The 16,623-nt window shown below is 71.9% G+C and carries 15 protein-coding genes; 7 read left to right on the top strand and 8 right to left on the bottom strand.

Annotated elements, in window-relative coordinates:
• Nucleotides 1-252: 252 nt before the first annotated feature.
• Together ABD841_RS16090 and ABD841_RS16085 are read right to left on the bottom strand one after the other, a co-directional pair.
• Nucleotides 253-1,383: a hypothetical protein gene (locus ABD841_RS16090; protein WP_344972169.1), complete on the bottom strand. Its 1,131-nt coding sequence runs from the start codon at nt 1,381-1,383 to the stop codon at nt 253-255.
• Complete coding sequence (locus ABD841_RS16085) at nt 1,384-1,926, bottom strand: PadR family transcriptional regulator (RefSeq protein WP_344972167.1); 543 nt, start codon at nt 1,924-1,926, stop codon at nt 1,384-1,386.
• Between the two features lie 92 nt (nt 1,927-2,018).
• Between ABD841_RS16085 and ABD841_RS16080 the strand changes: the two genes are divergently transcribed.
• Nucleotides 2,019-3,293 carry a serine hydrolase domain-containing protein gene (locus tag ABD841_RS16080; RefSeq protein WP_344972165.1) on the top strand — a complete coding sequence of 425 codons (1,275 nt, stop codon included), beginning with the start codon at nt 2,019-2,021 and terminating at the stop codon, nt 3,291-3,293.
• Nucleotides 3,294-3,409: 116 nt separating this feature from the next.
• Nucleotides 3,410-4,378 carry an aldo/keto reductase gene (locus tag ABD841_RS16075; protein ID WP_344972163.1) on the top strand — a complete coding sequence of 323 codons (969 nt, stop codon included), beginning with the start codon at nt 3,410-3,412 and terminating at the stop codon, nt 4,376-4,378.
• 355 nt (nt 4,379-4,733) lie between these two features.
• On the opposite strand, the gene thpR is transcribed toward ABD841_RS16075, so the two are convergent.
• The 3 genes from thpR to ABD841_RS16060 form a co-directional block, all read right to left on the bottom strand.
• Nucleotides 4,734-5,306, bottom strand: coding sequence for an RNA 2',3'-cyclic phosphodiesterase (gene thpR, locus ABD841_RS16070; RefSeq protein ID WP_344972161.1), 573 nt, complete (start codon nt 5,304-5,306; stop codon nt 4,734-4,736).
• On the bottom strand, nt 5,260-6,705 hold the full coding sequence (locus ABD841_RS16065; RefSeq protein ID WP_344972159.1) for an MFS transporter: 1,446 nt from the start codon (nt 6,703-6,705) through the stop codon (nt 5,260-5,262). The genes thpR and ABD841_RS16065 overlap by 47 nt, the downstream gene beginning before the upstream one ends.
• Before the next feature lie 146 nt (nt 6,706-6,851).
• On the bottom strand, nt 6,852-7,313 hold the full coding sequence (locus ABD841_RS16060; protein WP_344972157.1) for a MarR family winged helix-turn-helix transcriptional regulator: 462 nt from the start codon (nt 7,311-7,313) through the stop codon (nt 6,852-6,854).
• Nucleotides 7,314-7,634: 321 nt separating this feature from the next.
• Between ABD841_RS16060 and ABD841_RS16055 the strand changes: the two genes are divergently transcribed.
• From ABD841_RS16055 to ABD841_RS16040, 4 genes are all read left to right on the top strand, one after another.
• On the top strand, nt 7,635-8,057 hold the full coding sequence (locus tag ABD841_RS16055) for a DoxX family protein (protein WP_344972155.1): 423 nt from the start codon (nt 7,635-7,637) through the stop codon (nt 8,055-8,057).
• Between the two features lie 186 nt (nt 8,058-8,243).
• On the top strand, nt 8,244-8,918 hold the full coding sequence (locus ABD841_RS16050) for a hypothetical protein (RefSeq protein ID WP_344972153.1): 675 nt from the start codon (nt 8,244-8,246) through the stop codon (nt 8,916-8,918).
• Nucleotides 8,919-9,194: 276 nt separating this feature from the next.
• Entirely contained in the window at nt 9,195-9,356 is a 162-nt protein-coding gene (locus ABD841_RS16045; RefSeq protein ID WP_344972151.1) for a hypothetical protein, read from the top strand.
• Between the two features lie 139 nt (nt 9,357-9,495).
• Nucleotides 9,496-9,792, top strand: a complete 297-nt coding sequence (locus ABD841_RS16040; protein ID WP_344972148.1) for a type II toxin-antitoxin system RelE family toxin — start codon at nt 9,496-9,498, stop codon at nt 9,790-9,792.
• 283 nt (nt 9,793-10,075) lie between these two features.
• Here the strand turns inward: ABD841_RS16040 and ABD841_RS16035 are convergent, their stop codons facing one another.
• Nucleotides 10,076-11,545, bottom strand: a complete 1,470-nt coding sequence (locus ABD841_RS16035) for an NCS2 family permease (RefSeq protein ID WP_344972146.1) — start codon at nt 11,543-11,545, stop codon at nt 10,076-10,078.
• A gap of 274 nt (nt 11,546-11,819) precedes the next feature.
• On the opposite strand from ABD841_RS16035, the gene ABD841_RS16030 reads away from it, so the two are divergent.
• The gene (locus tag ABD841_RS16030; protein ID WP_344972144.1) at nt 11,820-12,080 is read left to right on the top strand and encodes a DUF2530 domain-containing protein; all 261 of its coding nucleotides are present in this window, start codon (nt 11,820-11,822) and stop codon (nt 12,078-12,080) included.
• Nucleotides 12,081-12,327: 247 nt separating this feature from the next.
• Here ABD841_RS16030 and ABD841_RS16025 read toward each other — a convergent pair whose 3' ends face one another.
• Nucleotides 12,328-15,555 carry a sacsin N-terminal ATP-binding-like domain-containing protein gene (locus ABD841_RS16025; protein ID WP_425581990.1) on the bottom strand — a complete coding sequence of 1,076 codons (3,228 nt, stop codon included), beginning with the start codon at nt 15,553-15,555 and terminating at the stop codon, nt 12,328-12,330.
• A 138-nt stretch (nt 15,556-15,693) separates the two neighbouring features.
• Entirely contained in the window at nt 15,694-16,509 is an 816-nt protein-coding gene (locus ABD841_RS16020) for a DUF3027 domain-containing protein (protein ID WP_344972140.1), read from the bottom strand.
• Nucleotides 16,510-16,623 lie beyond the last annotated feature (114 nt).

The following is a 16,623-nucleotide window of genomic DNA, read 5'->3' as shown; positions in this document are numbered from 1 at the left end:
TGATACGAAGAGTGCCGGAGCCCGCTTGCAAAGCGCTTGCGCCGAACTACTCAATCCGCCCTGAGTATTCGCCGTCTCCGCGGATTCCGCAGCCCTTGAGCCCTTGGCCTCCCCAAAAACCCGGTGGCCCCGGAAACCCGGCCTCTCCGGAAACCCGATGGCCCCCGAAAACCCGATCTTCCCGGAAACCCCACGACCTCCGAGAACCCGGCCTCTCCGGAAACCCGGCGGCCGTCCGGTTCCCGGTCCCTCTCAGCGGGTGTTGCGGGCGATCAGCGTGATGGTCCCGGTGGCACCCGCCGCGACCGCCAGCCACAGGAACACCGCGGAGGCCGGCACCCCCGCGTCGGCGCCGTCGTCCGCGGCCCCGGCGGCGGCCGGCGTGGTGCGCGGATCTTCGGCGCCGTCCCCGGCACCGCCGCCGTCGGCGTCACCGTCGGCGTCACCGGTCGGTGCGGGGGTGGCGGAAGAACTCCCCACACGCTGCGCGTCGGGCGCCGCCGCACGCAGGACGGCATCGGGGAGCGGCACCCGGTACACCGGGCTGCGGGATCCCTCGGTCCCGGTCAGGAGGTACCGGCCGTCGCGCGTGTAGGCGATCGACTCGGCCTGGTCCAGCTGCGGCATCGTCACCCGGGTGATCTGCTCGTCGAAGGCGCGGTAGACCGTGGCGGAGAAGTAGGTGCGGACCACGAAGCTCGACCCGTCGGGGGCGTAGGCCGCGTCGGTGGCCATGATGGGCGCGGAGCCGACCTTGCGCAGCACGTTGGTCCTGTCGGTGCGCAGCCGTTTCGGGGCCGCGTAGATCGCACCGGCGAACTGCTTGGTGACGATGTAGAGACGGCCGGTGCGGGGGTGCACCATGACGCCCTCGGCGTTGTGCCCGCCGTCCTCGTACCGGAACCGGTAGCGCACGGCGGGGATGGTCGCGTCCCGCAGCGTGGTGGGCTCCTGCACCTTGTAGACGGAGATGTCGGGCCAGGCTCCCTCGAAGTTGTCGCCGATGTCGGCGAACCAGAGCACGCCCCGCCCGGTCCGCGGGTCGGTGGAGGCGGCCATGCCCTCCCAGTCGCGGGCCATCGCGCCCCGTAGGGTGAAGGTCGCGCGGGTCCGCCCGTCGGAGCCGACCGCGAAGAACACCGGCCCGTCGGAGCTGTCGTTGTGGGTGTAGTAGACGTTCTCGTGCGCCGGGGAGACCGCCAGCCCGCTCGACTCGGTGATCCGGCTGTCCTTGAAGCGGAAGAGGACCTGCTCTTCCTCGCCCGTCCGTCCGACGGTCCCGTTCCCCTCCGCCCACGCGCCGGACCCGGCGAAGACGGTCGTCGCGATCATCCCGGCCGCGACGAGCACGCGCGTCAGGACACTCCCCGGTCTGCTCCCCATTCAGCTATCATGCCCTGAGAGCACCTCACGCAGACGCCCCAGAAGGCGCTCGTCGGCGTCCAGGATCGCGGCGGCGTTGTCGAACAGGGCGTCCGCCATCGGGGAGAGGCCCGCCTTCAGCTCCCGCCCCCGCCGGTGGTGCTCCCTGGCCGCCGCCAGCTCCGCCTCCGCCCGCGCCAGCCCGGCGAGGGCCTCCTCGCGGGGCAGCAGGTGGATCCAGGTGGCGGCGAGGGCCAGCGCCGACTGCACGGCGTGCGGCGGCTTGGCGAGGGCGTCGAGCAGCAGGCGGCCCAGCTCGGTCCGGCCTTCCCCGGTGATCGCGTAGATCTTTCTCAGCCGGTCGCCGGTCCGTTCCTCCGCCTCGGCCCGCACCAGGCCGTCCTTTTCCAGCTTGTTCAACGCGTAGTAGACCGAGCCGGGCAGGACGGGCGTCCACCGGTCCAGCTCGCTCTCCGCCGCGAGCTGGGTGATCTCGTAACCGTGCATGGGCCGCTGCTGGAGCAGCCCGAGGACGAGCATGCGCGCGCTGGAGGACAACCGCACCCCCTGAACCTTGAATATTCAAAGTTGACTATAGCGGACCGGCGTGCCCTAATAGTCAACATTGAATATTCACCCTTGACTGAAGAGAGATCATGAACTGGCGTATCGGATCCCGGATGGACGCGTCGGTGAAGGCGTACGCGCGGCTCGGCCGCTTCAGCGGGTCCGTGCTGGTCGCCCGCGGCGACCGGGTGCTGCTGTCCAGGGGATACGGCCTGGCCAGCCACGAGCACGGCGTGCCGAACACCCCGCGGACGGCCTTCCGCATCGGGTCACAGACCAAGACGTTCACCGCGATCGCGATCCTGCAACTCCAGGAGCGAGGCATGCTCGACGTCGCCGCCCCCCTGGCGACGGTCCTGCCCGGCTACCCCGGTGGAGACCGGATCACCCTCCACCACCTGCTGACCAACACGTCGGGCATCCCCGACTACATCACCACCGAGGGCTTCACCCAGATCATGGGCCTGCCCCGGACGCCCGAGGAGCTGATCGCGAGCTTCAGGGACCGCCCCCTCCTTTTCGCCCCCGGGGAGCGGATGAGCTACAGCAACTCGGGCTGGGTGCTACTCGGCGCGGTGATCGAGCGGCTCACCGGCCAGTCCTACGCCGGGTACGTCCAGCGCGAGATCCTCACCCCGCTCGGCATGGAGCGCAGCGGGCTGGGACGCCAGGGCGAGGTGCTCAAGGACCACGCCGACGGCTACATGTCCCAGGACGGGCAGGTCGTCCGCACGCCCTGCCTGGACAACTCCAACCAGTACGCGGCCGGGGCGCTGCACTCGACCACCGAGGACATGCTCCGCTGGGTCCGCGGGCTGCGGGCGGGGAAGGTGCTCGGCCGGGCCTCGGCCGAGCGGCTGGTCACCCCCTACGTGGACGGCTACGCCTACGGCTGCATGGCCGGTGGGGGCCGCGTGGAGAGTTCCGGCGGGACCATCGGCTACGTGAGCGTCACCACCCACCATCCCGCCGACGACCTGACGGTCGTCGTGCTGTCGAACTTCGAGAACGCCGCCTACACCGAGATCGAGGCGGCGCTGACGGCGATCGCCCGCGGCGAGCCGTACGAGACGCCGAGCGAGCGGGTCTTCGTCCCGGCCGATCCCACGGTGTTCGGCTCCTACGTGGGCCGCTACCGGTGCACCTTCATGGGACGGACCTCGACCATCGACGTGACCGAGGAGAACGAGAGCCTGATGGTCGAGGTCCACGGCCTCAAGAAGACCGAGCTACGCCCGATGTCGCGCACACGGTACTTCGCCCGGATGAAGGGAGAAGTGGAGCTGACCTTCGTCGGCGAGCCGGCGCAGGAGATCGCGATGGTGTGGAGCGGCCACGACGTCACCGCCCACCGCGTGGCCTGATCGCCACCGCGCGCCTGGTGACACGGAGTGCGCTCCCGGCCGTGTCTCGCGGACCGCTCCGGACGATCCGGAAACGGCTCGCCTGGAGTGCACTCCAGGTGCTTAGGGTGGGCCACATGGAATACACGCAGCTCGGCCGCACCGGCCTGAAGGTCAGCCGTCTCTGTCTGGGAACCATGAACTTCGGCCCCGCGACCTCGGAGGACGACTCCTTCGCGATCATGGACCACGCCCATGAACTGGGTATCAACTTCTTCGACACCGCCAACGTCTACGGGTGGCAGAAGGGCGAGGGCATCACCGAGCAGATCATCGGCCGGTGGTTCGCCAAGGGGAACGGGCGCCGCGAGAAGACCGTCATCGCCACGAAGCTCTACGGGGACATGGGCGACTGGCCGAACGAGGGGCGCCTGTCCGCGCTCAACATCCGGCGCGCCGCCGACGCGTCGCTGAAGCGCATGCAGACCGACTACATCGACCTCTACCAGGCCCACCACATCGACCGGAACACCCCGTTCGACGAGTTCTGGGAGGCCATGGACATCCTCAAGCAGCAGGGCAAGATCCTGTATGTGGGGTCGTCCAACTTCGCGGGCTGGCACATCGCCAAGGCCCAGGAGAGCGCATGGCGCCGCAACAGCCTCGGCCTGGTCTCCGAGCAGTCGCACTACAACCTGATCGTCCGGGCCCCCGAGCTGGAGGTCATCCCGGCCGCCCAGGACTACGGCCTGGGCCTGATCCCGTGGAGCCCCCTGGCGGGCGGCCTGCTCGGCGGCATCCTCCGGAAGATCGACAAGGGCCGCTCGGCCTCGGAGATGATAACCAGGCAGCTGGAGAGGCACCGCGACAAGATCGAGCAGTACGAGGCCTACGCCGACGAGCTCGGTCTGGACCCGGCCAACCTCGCGCTGGCCTGGCTCCTGCACCAGAAGGCCGTCACCGCGCCCATCATCGGGCCGCGCACGCTCGAACAGCTCGACGGCACCACGAAGGCGCTGGAGATCACTCTGGACGAGAAGGCCCTCGCCCGCCTGGACGAGATCTTCCCGGGGTTCAAGACGGCCCCCGAAGAGTACGCCTGGTGACGGAGCGCTGAGCGGGTCACCGGCCGGGCCGCCGGGAACGGGGCCGGGCGGAGCCCGGGTGTGACGGCCCGGCAGCCCGTCACACCGTCCTGCCGGGAGAACCCGTCCCGGCAGGCGCCGGCCATCCGGCGGCGACACCCGGTCGGCGTCCGGGGACAGGCCACCGGGAGGTCACGGCCGGGAGACCACGACCGGGAGACCACGGCCCGGAGACCACGGCCCGGAGACCACGGCCCGGAGAGGGCGGCCCGGAGACGGCGGCTAGGAGACAAAGGCGCCGATCACCACGAGGAGCACGAGCAGCGCGAGCACCGTGGGCAGCAGCCAGCGACGGGGACGATCCACGACCTGGAGCCTAGCTCTGCCCGCGGGGTGCCCGCGCCGCCAGGGGCCACTCGGCGACCGTCTCGTAGCGGACCGTGGACCCGAGGTGACTCCGCACCAGGTGCACCGCCTCCACCTGCCAGGGAGCGCCGGAGAACGTCTCGAACGCCTCGACCAGTGGGCGCAGGTCGGCGTCGGCACGGCATCTGGCCACGCTCAGGTGGGGCGCGAACCGCCGCGACTCCGCCCGCTCGATCCCCGCTCGGCGCGCGCCCGCCGCCACGGAGTCGGCGAGGCGGGCGAGCGGGAGACGGTCACCGGACAGGCCGGTCCAGAAGACCCGCGCCCGGCGGGCCGAGGGGAAGGCACCGCCCCCGGCGAACGACAGCGTCAGCGGCGCGTGGCGGGACGCCGCGCGCCCGAGCCGCGTCCGCAGCTCGGGCAGCACGCGGTCCGGCACCTCGCCGAAGAACGACAGCGTCACGTGCCAGTTCGCCGGGCTCAGCCAGCGCAGCTCGGGCCAGCCGTCCCGGTGGGCTTCGAGGGCACGGGCGAGCTCATCGCGCACCGGCGGTGGCGGCAGCAACCCCGCGAACAGTCGCATGCGACCTCCTGCCGATCGCCTTGGTCAGCATTATCGCCACACCGACGCCGATCACGGTCAGCGCCCCGCCCATCACGGTTCCCGCACGCGGGCCGCCCAACTCGGAGATCCAGCCGAGCAGCGGGGCGCCGATCGGGGCCCCTCCGGTGAACACGAGCATGTAGATGCCCATCACCCGGCCACGCATTTCCGGCGAGGCGGCGAGCTGGACGCCGGCGTTCGCGGCGGTGTTGACCGAGACCATCGCGACGCCGGTGGGCACCAGCAGGAGCAGGTAGAGCGGGTACCACGGGGCCAGACCGGTGGCGATCTGGAACAGGCCGAAGGAGAGCGCGCCGCCGACCAGCAACCGGCGGCTGGGGCGTGCCCGCCGGGCCGCCATGAGCGCCCCGGCCAGCGCGCCGATGGCGAACATGCTGGAGGCGAGGCCGAAGGAGGAGGCGCCCGCGGTGAAAACCTGCCGTGCCATGAGCGCGATCGACATCGAGAACGACTGCGAGAACATCGAGACGAACGCGATCAACAGGATCGGCATGAGCAGCTCGGGACGCTCCATCACGTAGCGCAGTCCCTCGCGGAGCTGGCCCTTGGCCCTCGGCACCGGTTCGGGGGCGGTCAGTTCGGAGGCCCGCATGAGCATCAGGCCGCCGAGCACGCCGGCGAACGAGAGGGCGTTGATCAGGAAGATCGGGCCGGTGCCGCCGAGGGCGTGGATCAGGACACCCGCGAGGGCGGGACCGACCACGCGCGCCAGGTTGAAGCTGGAGGCGTTCAGCGCGATCGCGTTCGGCAGGTCCTTGCGGCCGACCATCTCCACCACGAACGACTGCCGGGTCGGCACCTCGACACAGGCGATGAGCCCGAGCACGAGCGCCATCAGGTAGACGTGCCAGACCTGCGCGGAGCCGGTCACGGTGAGCACGCCCATGGTGAGCGCCAGCACTCCCATGAGCGACTGGGCGACGACCAGCAGCGGCCGCTTGGGGTAACGGTCGGCGAGCATGCCGCCCCAGAGCCCGAGCAGCAGCGTCGGGAGGAACTGCAGCGCGGTGGTCAGGCCCAGCGCGGCGGCGCTGCCGTGCGTCAGGTCGAGCACCAGCCAGTCCTGCGCGGTGCGCTGCATCCACGTGCCGACATTGGAGACCACGCCGCCGAGCGCGAACAGCCGGTAGTTGTGGTTGCGCAGCGACCGGAACATCCCGCCGCGCGCCTCGGGCACGGCCTGTACCGTGCCGCTCTCCACGGCCTGCACCTCGCTCGTGGCGGCGCGGCGGGCGGCCAGCCGCCTTCGCGCCCGTGCCCGCCACCCCGGCCGCCTGCCGGGTACGGCGTGCCCACCGGCCGCGACCCGGTCACCGGGTACGGTGTGCCCACCGGCCACGGCCCGGTCGTCGGACACGGCAGGCACGCCGGCGGCGGGCTGATCACCAAGCGCGACAGGCGTGTCGGCGGCTGTCCGGTCGTCGGGCACGGCAGGCGCGCCGGCCGTCGCGTGCGCCTCGGCGTTCTGGGGGACCGCCGAGGCTCCGGGTTCCTCGGGTTCGGCTAGATCCGGCTGAGCTTCTCCAGAATCGGAGCCGCCTGCCGGAGCGTCGCCCGTTCCTCGGGCGTCAGTTCCTTCAGCCGTTGCGTCAACCACGCCTCCTTGAGGCGCCGTTCTTCTTTCAGCAGCGTCGAGCCCTGCTCGGTCACGCTCACGGTCACCTGGCGCCGGTCGGTCGGGTGCGGTGTACGCGACACCAGCCCCCGCTCGGCCAGCACGGCGATCACACGCGTCATCGAGGGCGGTTGCACCTTCTCTAGCTCGGCCAGTTCGCCGGGGGTTATCCCGGAGTGCCGTTCCACGGCGGCGAGCGTCGCGAGCTGGGTGGGGGTCAGTGAGTGAACTGCGGCCTGCCTGCGCAGTCGCCTGTTCAGCCGTGCCAGTGACACGCGGAGAGCCGAAGCCAGACCGGCGTCGCTGCGCAGGCTTGCGACGGGGTCCTTCCTTGGATGATTCGTTAACATAACTCATTACCTTTGCTAACTATATACGGACGCGTTTGATTCCCTCCAGGCGTTTTCTCCCAGCCGGAGCCGTACAGCGTCCCAGACCGGGACAGGATCTCCGCCATCAGGGGCCCGGGACACGAAACCGGCCCGCGGACCCCGTCCACCCACCCCCTCCTCGTCCTGTCACCTACCGTAAGCACAACGGCACTTTCCCACGGGACCCGCAGGTCGACCGCCTGAGCCGTCGCACCGGCCTCCGCCGTCTCCCGGCGGAGGCACCCGGAGCCGCCGCCCGCCGGCCCGCCCCGTTGGGGACAGCAGAAGAGGAGAGCCACCGTGAAATTCACCGAGTCGGCCAGACCATACGTCCTGTCCGTGTTCCGCGTCATCGTCGGCCTGCTGTTCGCCTGCCACGGCGCGGCCAAGCTCTTCGGCGTGCTCGGTACCGAGGCGGCCCGCACCGGTGTCTGGCCGCAGTGGTACGCGGGTGTCATCGAGCTCGTCGGAGGAAGCCTGATCATTCTCGGCCTCGCCACGCGGATCGCGGCGCTCGTCTGCTCGGGCGAGATGGCCTACGCGTACTTCGTCGTCCATCAGCCGAGGGCCCTGTGGCCCCTGGAGAACGGGGGTGAGCTGGCCGCCCTCTACTCCTGGTCGTTCCTGCTGATTGCGGTGACCGGTCCGGGGGCCTGGGCGATCGACACATGGCTGGGCCGTACCCGTGGGCGGACACCCACCGCACCGGCCGGGACGGCCTGACCCGCGGACGGCCACCCGGCCGGAACGCCGCCGACGGCACACCGTCCACTCCGGCCACGCCCACGGTCGCGCGCCTCACCTACGAAAGTCGACATCGCCGGTCGCCCGTTCAGCCGAAGCGGTCACGGCCCGGATGCCGCGAAGATCCTTCGCATACCCGCATCCGTCCCCCACCGGGAGCATCGCATGACCACCCGCCCGCACATCGACCCCGTACGCCCGGAACCGGCCACCACACGTCAGGTCGTTCTCCGCACCGCCGCCCTGACCTTCGTTCCCGCGCTGCTCGCCATGACCGGCCTGCTGCACCCGCACCACCTGACACCGGACACCGCCGAGCGGTGGGTCACCCTGCACCTGCTGCTCCTGCCGGTGTTCCCCCTGCTGGCGGCATCTCTGCTGGTGCTCCTGCGCGGGTTGAAGAGCCCCTGGGTGACCGTCGCGCGGACCGGCTCCTACGTTTACGCGATCTTCTACACGAGCCTCGACGCGATCGCCGGGATCGCCTACGGCACGCTAGTGGCCAACAAGGACGACCCCGCGACCCTGACCCGCGCGGGAGCGGCCATCGACGTGGTCGGCGGAGCGCTCGGGCTGATCGGCTCGGTGGGCTTCCTGCTGGCGTCGGTCGCGACGACCATGGCCCTGGCCTCGCGTCACGGCGGGCGGCGGGTGGCGGCCGGCGGCACGATCCTGATCATCGCTTCCGTCATGTGGCTGGGCAGCCACATCTACTGGCCCGAAGGCGTGATCACCGTGCTCGGCCTGGGTCTGGGGATCGGACTGCTCAACGTCGCGAGCTCCGGCGGCACCCCCGCCGACGCCGGCACCGGATCGCCGATCGCTTCATCCCGAGGGTGACCGCGGTCACCGATCAACCGCGCTCGCGCTGCGCGACCGGCCTTCCGCGCGGCCGCCGCACCAAGCGGACCACAGCGCGCCGGCCTGCCCCTCCCGGTTCACCTCGCCGAACGTCACGCTCCCGCCTGGCGCGCTTCCGGACGTACGCGACGGACCCGGCGCCGATGGCGATGAAGGTCACCAGCCGTCAAGGTGGCCATCGCGCCATGCGGCCATGTGTCGTCCGGCGCAGAGAAGTCCACTGACCAGCGCACATGAACGGCGTAGGCTCGGCCTATGAGCGAAGCGGCACATGAGATCCCCATCGAAGAGCTGCACGCCCATCCCGAGCGGTGGGAGGAGACGGTCGCGTCCGCTGCGGGTGGGCAGGTCATCGCCATCACCGGGCGGGGGAAGCGAGTCGCCGCTGTCTCCCGGCGGACCAAATCGCCCTCGTAGAGAGGCTGCGGGAGACCATAGAGGTGCTCTCCGACACCGAGGCGGTCCAGGCGATCGTCGAATCCCGCCAGTCGATCGTGTCAGGTGAAGGCGTTCGGGGAGGCGATGCCATCCGGCATCTCCTTGACCACCGCCACGGATGAGCCAACAGAACCGTCAGCCGTTCGAGCCCGTCCTGGGCACCGCGGCCAAGCGGGCGATCTCCGATAAGTTGCCGCTTGACGTGGCCGCCGGAGCAGTTGATTTCATTACAGGACCGCTGCTGGAGAATCCTCACCGAATCGGCAAGGAGCTCAACGAGCCACTGGAAGGCATCTACAGCGCGCGCCTGATGCGCGATTGGCGGATCCCGTATGAGATCCACGACCAGCGGGAGCCGCGCGAGGTGCACATCCTTGACATCCGGCACCGCGCAGACGCTTATCACCGCAGATAGCAGCGCCTGGGGCGGCGCGCTCTGACACCACGTCACCGGCCTGCTCTCTTCGGGGCCGTACCCGGGCAGGTCAGCCGGTTCCGCCATGCCTTGACTGATCAACGACTACAAACCGGACTCACAGCACGAGGGTCGGCCCCGTGTGAAGCTTCGGGGCACACCCCGATCGGGCGGTCCGACGAAGGTGGTGACCCGGCTGTCGACCGCCGGGCAGGGACATGCAAGGCCGGTCGGAGGCCGTCATGGTGGCCGACTCCACGGTCGCCATGACGGCCTCCGGCTCTCAGCCGAGCCCGAGCAGAGCCTTGATCGGGCCGAGGGCGAAGTAGACGACGAACAGCGCCGCGACGGTCCACATCAGCGGGTGGACCTCCCGGGCCTTGCCCTTGACCGCCTTGATCAGCACGTACGTGACGAACCCGGCGCCGATGCCGTTGGCGATGGAGTAGCTGAACGGCATGAGCACGATCGTCAGGAAGGCCGGGATGGCGATCTCGTAGTCGGTGAAGTCGATCTCGCGGATCGCGGTCATCATCAGGAAGCCGACGACGACGAGCGCGGGGGCGGCGGCCTCGTACGGGACGACGGCGACCAACGGCGAGACGAAGATGGCCAGGAGGAAGAGCGCCCCGGTGACGACGCTGGCGAGGCCGGTGCGCGCGCCCTCCCCGACGCCGGCGGCCGACTCGATATAGGTCGTGTTGGAGGAGACGGAGCCGGCGCCGCCGGCCGCCGCGCCGATCGAGTCCACGAGGAGGATCTCGCGGGTCCGGGGCAGGCTCCCGTCCTCCCGCAACAGCCCGGCCTGGCCGCCGACGCCCACGATCGTGCCCATGGTGTCGAAGAAGTCGGTGACCAGCAGGGTGAAGATCAGCAGCAGGGCCAGGATGACCGAGACGGAGCCGAAAGCGCCGAACGGGTCGAACTCCCTGAAGAGCACGAGCGGGTTGGTGAAACCGAAGATCTGGTCGGGCAGACCCGGGACGACGAGCTGCCAGCCGGCCGGGTTCGGTTCCTTCCCCGGCACCGTCGCGGCGCCGACCTTGGCGACGGCCTCGACGACGACCGCCAGGACGGTGGTGGCGACGATGCCGATCAGGATGGCGCCCTTCACCCTGCGCGCGACCAGCACCACGACCAGCAGCAGGCCGGTCACGAACACGAAGATCGGCCAGCTGGTCAGCGAGCCCGCGATGCCGAGCTCCAGTGGCGGCCCGGCCGCCACGCGACGGACGAACCCGGCGTCCACGAAGCCGATCAGCGCGATGAACAGGCCGATGCCGACGCTGATCGCGGTCTTGAGCTGGGGTGGGATGGCGTTGAACACGGCGGTGCGGAACCCGGTCAGCACCAGGAGCGCGATGATCACACCCTCCAGGAAGACCAGGCCCATCGCCGACTCCCACGACATCTGGGAGGCGATGCCGAAGGTGACGAAGGCGTTCAGGCCGAGACCGGCGGCCATCGCGAAGGGGACCTTGCCGATGACGCCCATCAGGATGCTGAGCAGACCCGCCACGAAGGCCGTACCGGCGGCGACCAGCGGGATGTTCGGCGCGGACCCGTCACCGATGAACTGGCCCTCCATGTCCGGGACGGTGGCGATGATCAGGGGGTTGAGCACCACGATGTAGGCCATCGTGAAGAAGGTGGCGAACCCGCCGCGGACCTCCCGGCCCACGGAGGAGCCGCGCTCGGTGATGTGAAAGAAACGGTCAAGTGTGCTTATTTGGGGGGTTTTATCATCACTCACGGACGCAGGGTGACAGCGAGGAACGTTTCCCGGAAGGCCCAGGTCAGGATGGTGATGCTTTCGAGATCGATTCGCGCCCTCACGTGACCGGCCCCGTGGACGGTGGCCCACCCCCTGGAACGATCCGCCCCGCGAGCGGTGGCTCGCACCCCGGGCGATCGGTCTCGCGAACAGTGACCCGCCCCCTCAAGCCGTCCGGCCCCCGGACGGCGATCCCCGCTCCCCGGCCGCCCGCCTTGCGCCCGGTGAGAGCGCGTCGCCTACGCTGGATCACGTGGACCAGCCTCACCTCCCGGAGCTTCAGCCGCTGAAGACCAACGACACGCTCACGATCCTCGTGGGCACGGCCCTGTGGGCGGTCGCCCTGGTCGTGCTCCTGATCGTGCAGCCGGCCCCCGGGCAGCGCTGGTGGATCTGGACGTGCGTGTCGGGCATCTGCGGCGGCCTGTTCGGCCTGCTGTACGTGCGCCGCCGCAACCGCCGTCGCCCACCCTCCGCCGAGGATCCGATCGAGCCCACCACCGCGGTCTTCTGACCTCGCCTTCCACGCTCTCCGCGGGGCCCGCGCCTCACGCGCCGGGGTCGTCCCGTCCCCGCACGGGTCCTTCCGGCGCGGCCCCACCGCGCCCGCGGGTCGTTCCGGCACCCACCGCCCACGCGCTCAGGGCTCGAACCTCCCCGTACGCGCCTCACCATCCGCCCACGCGCTCAGGGCTCGGACCTCCCACCCGTACGCGCCTCACCGCCCGCGCGCCCATCGGGACGCGCGGGCGGGGCGGGGCTCAGGTCGAGGCGGTCCAGCTGTCGAGGTCGGCCTCGGCGAGCAGCAACGGCACCGCCGCCGGGTCGCGCAGCAGGGCCGCGACGGCGAGCCGGTCGCCCCACTGACCCGACGCCCACGCCAGGCCGCGCGCCAGCCCTTCCGTGTCGGTGGCGTGCACCATGCCCTCGAAGAACCGCCAGGCCGCGGGGACGCCGTCCACGAGCAGCTTCTCGTGCGCCACGTAGGTCGCGGGCGCGGTGGGGAGCAGCGACCGCACGGCGGGCGGCACCGGACGCGCCTCGCCCGAGGACGTCACCTCTCCGGCGGCCTCCTCCCCGGCCAGCGGCAGGTCGAGCAGCTCCGACAGTGCCTCGGCCAGGTCGAACGGGGCCAGGACCAGCGGCCGGTCCGCGACCAGCGGCAGCAGGTCGGGCGCCTCGACCACGACCGGCTCGCCCGCCTCGGTTCCCGGACCGGTGCCGGAGGCGGACAGCAGGCGGCCACCGGCGGCGTCGACCACGACGATCTCGTCACCGAGGACGGCGCGGACCGCGCGCGGGGGCGCGACACGAGCCGGGTCGACCCCCGCGAGAGCCACCCACAGGGCGCGGAGCTGGGCGCGGTCGACCTCCACCGCGGGATCACCCAGCAGGTCCAGCAGCTCGTCGGGGCCGCCGTGCGAGGCCAGCAGGTCGGTCAGCGTGGTCCGGACGCCGATCATCGCCAGCGCGGCCTCGTCGACACCGGCCGGGGCGTCGCCGTACAGGCCGAACAGCAGCGGGTCGGCGGTCGGGAGCCGCAGCTCGGTGGGGCGCCTGCCGCCGAGCACCGGGTGGGTGGACAGCCACCACGCGGTGTAGGACGGCACTTCCACGATCTCCCCCGCCACCAGGACCCGCAGCGGGTGCAGCACCGAGCGGAGCGGCGGGCGCGACAGCAGGGCGAGGGCGGCGGGCCAGTCGGCGACGTACTCCAGGTCCCGCACGGCGGAGAACTCCGGGGCGACCGGCGGGACACCCGTGTCGGGCAGGAGGTCGAGGACGGCCTCCAGCCACTCCTCCTCGCGGTCGAGGTCGTGGTCGCAGTCGTCCGGGTCGATCATGACGTCGGTGTCGTTGACCACGGCGAACCCGTCGAGCACACCGGCCGCGGCGAGCACCCGCGGACCGTACCGCTCCACCAGCTCGGGTGCGGCCGTGCCGAAGTGCGTCTCGGGGTCGAGCAGCCCGGCGAGCGCCCCGTCGGCCAGGAGCAGCTCGCCCGCCGGGTACAGCTCGCCGTCGGCACCGCGCAGTGCCAGCTCGGACAGCCAGGGGGCGTCGCCCGCGGCGAGGCCGGCGGCGTCGACCAGGGCGAGCACCGCCCGGGCGACCGGCTCGGCATCGGGACTGTCCAGCGACTCGGCGACGGCGGAGCGGGTCAGCGGGTCTTCCAGGACCGTCCGGGGGGTGGCCTCGGCCGCGCCGAGCCGGAGCAGCAGCGGGTGGGCCGCCTCGGGGTGCACCACGCGCAGCCCCAGCGGGGCGAGAACGGCCGGATCCAGTGCGGAACCCTCGGTGAGCAGCAGCGTGCCGCGCGGCCCGCGGACCAGGCGGCCGTCGGCCAGGGGCACCGGCAGCGCGCCGAGCGCCTCCGGATCGTCGGCGGGCAGCACCTCGTACAGCGCGCGCCACCAGGAGGGGTCGCGGTCCTCGACGGCGTCGCCGGAGAGCATGTCCACGACGTCGGCGAGCGGCACCCGCCGGACGCCGAGCGCGGTGAGCGCCGGGTGCCGGGACGGCCATCCGGCGGGCAGCAGCCCGGGGACCATGGGCGCGATCCGCCCCAGCAGCTCGCCCGGGGCCGCGACGACCGAGGCCCGGCGGCCGGCGACCAGGAAACCCTCCCCGCCGGGGAGCGGGGCGGCCGGGCCGGTGGACGCCCCGGCGGGGGCCGCGGCGGCGTCGGCCGGGTCGGCGAGCAGCGGTGAGGCGTCGGCGTCGTCCAGCGGGGACGGCGCGGCGGTGTCGGCGGCGGGCGGGGAGAGCGCCGGGAGCAGCGGGGCGTCGGGGAGCCTGCGCAGGATGGCCCGGCGGATCGCCGCGTCGAGTTCCCCCTTGCCCATCAGGCCGGGGACGAGGTCGAGCAGCGCGGGCGTGCGCGGCAGCCCGGCGAGCAGCTCCAGGTAGAGGTCGGCGGCGCGCTCGACCACGAAGTCGGCCAGCCGGCCCGGCGCCACGTGCCGCCGGTCGGTGGCCATCGGGAAGGTGGCGATGAGCAGCGCGGGCAGGTCGAGCGGCTCGTCGCTCGGCGTGGGCGCGTGCACCACGGGCGGCACGAGCGGGGGCAGCGGCCTGGGCTCCCCGCCCGGCGAGCCGTCCCCGGAGCCGTCCGCCGCCCCGCTGTCGCCGGGTGTGACGGGCACGGCCCAGCGGACCAGCCAGTACGGCCGGGCGCGCTCCTCTGTCGGGCGGTCGGCGAACAGCTCGGCCACCTGCTCGGGCGTGAACCGGCCGGAGGCCGAGACCACCTTCCAGCCCTCCGCGGTGACGGTCCGCATCTCGCCGTCGAGGTCGATCTCGATCGACTCCAGCGCGGGCAGGCCGAGCAGCAGCGCGGGACCGGTCTCGCGCAGCATCGTCCGCACGGCCGCCACGGCCGCCTCGTCGCGCAGCGGGAGCCGTACGAGGGTGTCGAAGCCGGTGGGGATCTCAACCGGACCCGCGGGGAACGGCAGTCGCAGCAGCGGGACGTGCCCGCCGCGCTCGGCGAGCTCCTTGGCCAGCTCGGGCTCGGCGGCGACCAGGGCGGCGGTCTGGTCGCGGGACCAGCGCACGACTCCGGAGCCGAGGGAACCGATCACCGGCTCGTCGCAGACCGAGACCACGGCCGCGAAGCCGACGCCGAAGCGGCCGGCCGCGCCGACGTCGTCGCGCTTGGCGGAGACGCGCAGCGTGGACACACCCTCGATGCCGGCCGTGTCGATGGGGGCGCCGGTGTTGGCGGCCGACAGCACGCCCTCGCGCAGCGACAGGCGGAGCCGTCCGGGCACTCCCGCGCGCAGAGCCGCGTCGGCGGCGTTCTGGGCGAGCTCCACGATCAGGCGGTCGCGGTAGCCGCCGAGCGCGAAGTCCTCCTCCGCGTTGGCGTCCTCGCGGAAGCGCGCGGGCGAGGCCTTCCAGGCGGCCAGCACGGCGGAACGCAGTCGGTCGATGCCGAAGATGTCAGTCAAGGCGATGAGTCCAAAGGTCGGGGCCCCACAGGTCATCTCGTCCGGCGGGTGCCGCGGCCTCAAGGGCCGGCGCCGTGGCCGGACGGCGGCCCGGACGCCGCGGGTGGACGGCGCCGGGCCGCCGGTGACCGGGTGGCCTGCGAGAACGGCGGCGGATCGGGGAACGGCCCCGTGTCAGGAGTGCCCCAGTGGTTCGGAGGCGGCGTCGTCGACGGAACCGGTCAGGTCGGGCTCGGTGACGTCCTCGGCGGTGTCGTAGACAAGGTCGTCGAGGATCGGCGAGGTCGGCTCGACCTGGTGCGGCAGCACGGCGGCTTCGGAGTGAGCGCCGCAGCCGTGGTCGGCGGCGACGACGCGCCCGTCGTCGGGGGCGAACTCGTTGGCGCAGACGCCGAAGCCGATGCGCAGCGCGCCCGCGAGCGGCCAGTAGAAGCCGCAGGTGGAGCACTGGGCGGGGGCGGCGTGCGCGAGCGGGGTGTGCGGGCCCGACTCGCCGGAGTGCCAACGCCGCACGGCGCGGTCACGGCCGATGCGGGAGAGCACCCTGGCCCGGCCGAGACCGTACTCGAAGATCATCTGACGGTCGGTCTCGTCGTCGGTCTCGGTGAAGCCCGGGGCGAGCCGGTCGTCGTCCTCGGAGGTGGGCAGCAGGTCGCCGACGCCGAGGTCTCCGGGCCGCAGGCGCTCGCTCCACGGCACCCACTGCGGCGGGAGCAGCGCTCCCGCGCCGGGCAGGAGCACGACCTCGCTGACCGTCACGTTGCGCGCCCGCGCGGCACGGGCGACGGTGGCGGCCCAGCGCCAGCCACGGTAGGCGCGGTCGAGACAGGCGAAGTAATGGGTGACGACGCGGTCGCCCTCAGCCTCGACCCCGAGATGCTCGCCCACATGCTCGGGCCTGACATTCTCCTCCACCGCGGCACGGGCGAGGTCGACGGCGGCGACGCACGCCGGGTCGAGGACCGCGGCGCGTGATCGAGTTCGGCTCACGAGTGGTCTCCCGTCAGCCTCGCAGCACGACGGCTGCTGTCTTTCCTGGCTCGCTCGCTGCGCTCACTCACAGTTCATTTTCACCTATGCCCGGAGCGGACGACACCGTCGGTG

It is taken from the genome of Streptosporangium fragile, from assembly GCF_039534445.1.
GTDB classification, from domain to species: Bacteria; Actinomycetota; Actinomycetes; order Streptosporangiales; family Streptosporangiaceae; genus Streptosporangium; species Streptosporangium fragile.
This window is presented reverse-complemented; position numbering and strand designations above follow the sequence as displayed.

Coding starts and splice junctions, on each gene's coding strand:
- ABD841_RS16090 (WP_344972169.1), bottom strand. CDS start 1,383: ATGGGGAGCAGACCGGGGAGTGTCCTGACGCGCGTGCTCGTCGCGGCC.
- ABD841_RS16080 (WP_344972165.1), top strand. CDS start 2,019: ATGAACTGGCGTATCGGATCCCGGATGGACGCGTCGGTGAAGGCGTAC.
- ABD841_RS16075 (WP_344972163.1), top strand. CDS start 3,410: ATGGAATACACGCAGCTCGGCCGCACCGGCCTGAAGGTCAGCCGTCTC.
- thpR (WP_344972161.1), bottom strand. CDS start 5,306: ATGCGACTGTTCGCGGGGTTGCTGCCGCCACCGCCGGTGCGCGATGAG.
- ABD841_RS16060 (WP_344972157.1), bottom strand. CDS start 7,313: ATGTTAACGAATCATCCAAGGAAGGACCCCGTCGCAAGCCTGCGCAGC.
- ABD841_RS16050 (WP_344972153.1), top strand. CDS start 8,244: ATGACCACCCGCCCGCACATCGACCCCGTACGCCCGGAACCGGCCACC.
- ABD841_RS16045 (WP_344972151.1), top strand. CDS start 9,195: ATGAGCGAAGCGGCACATGAGATCCCCATCGAAGAGCTGCACGCCCAT.
- ABD841_RS16040 (WP_344972148.1), top strand. CDS start 9,496: ATGAGCCAACAGAACCGTCAGCCGTTCGAGCCCGTCCTGGGCACCGCG.
- ABD841_RS16025 (WP_425581990.1), bottom strand. CDS start 15,555: ATGACCTGTGGGGCCCCGACCTTTGGACTCATCGCCTTGACTGACATC.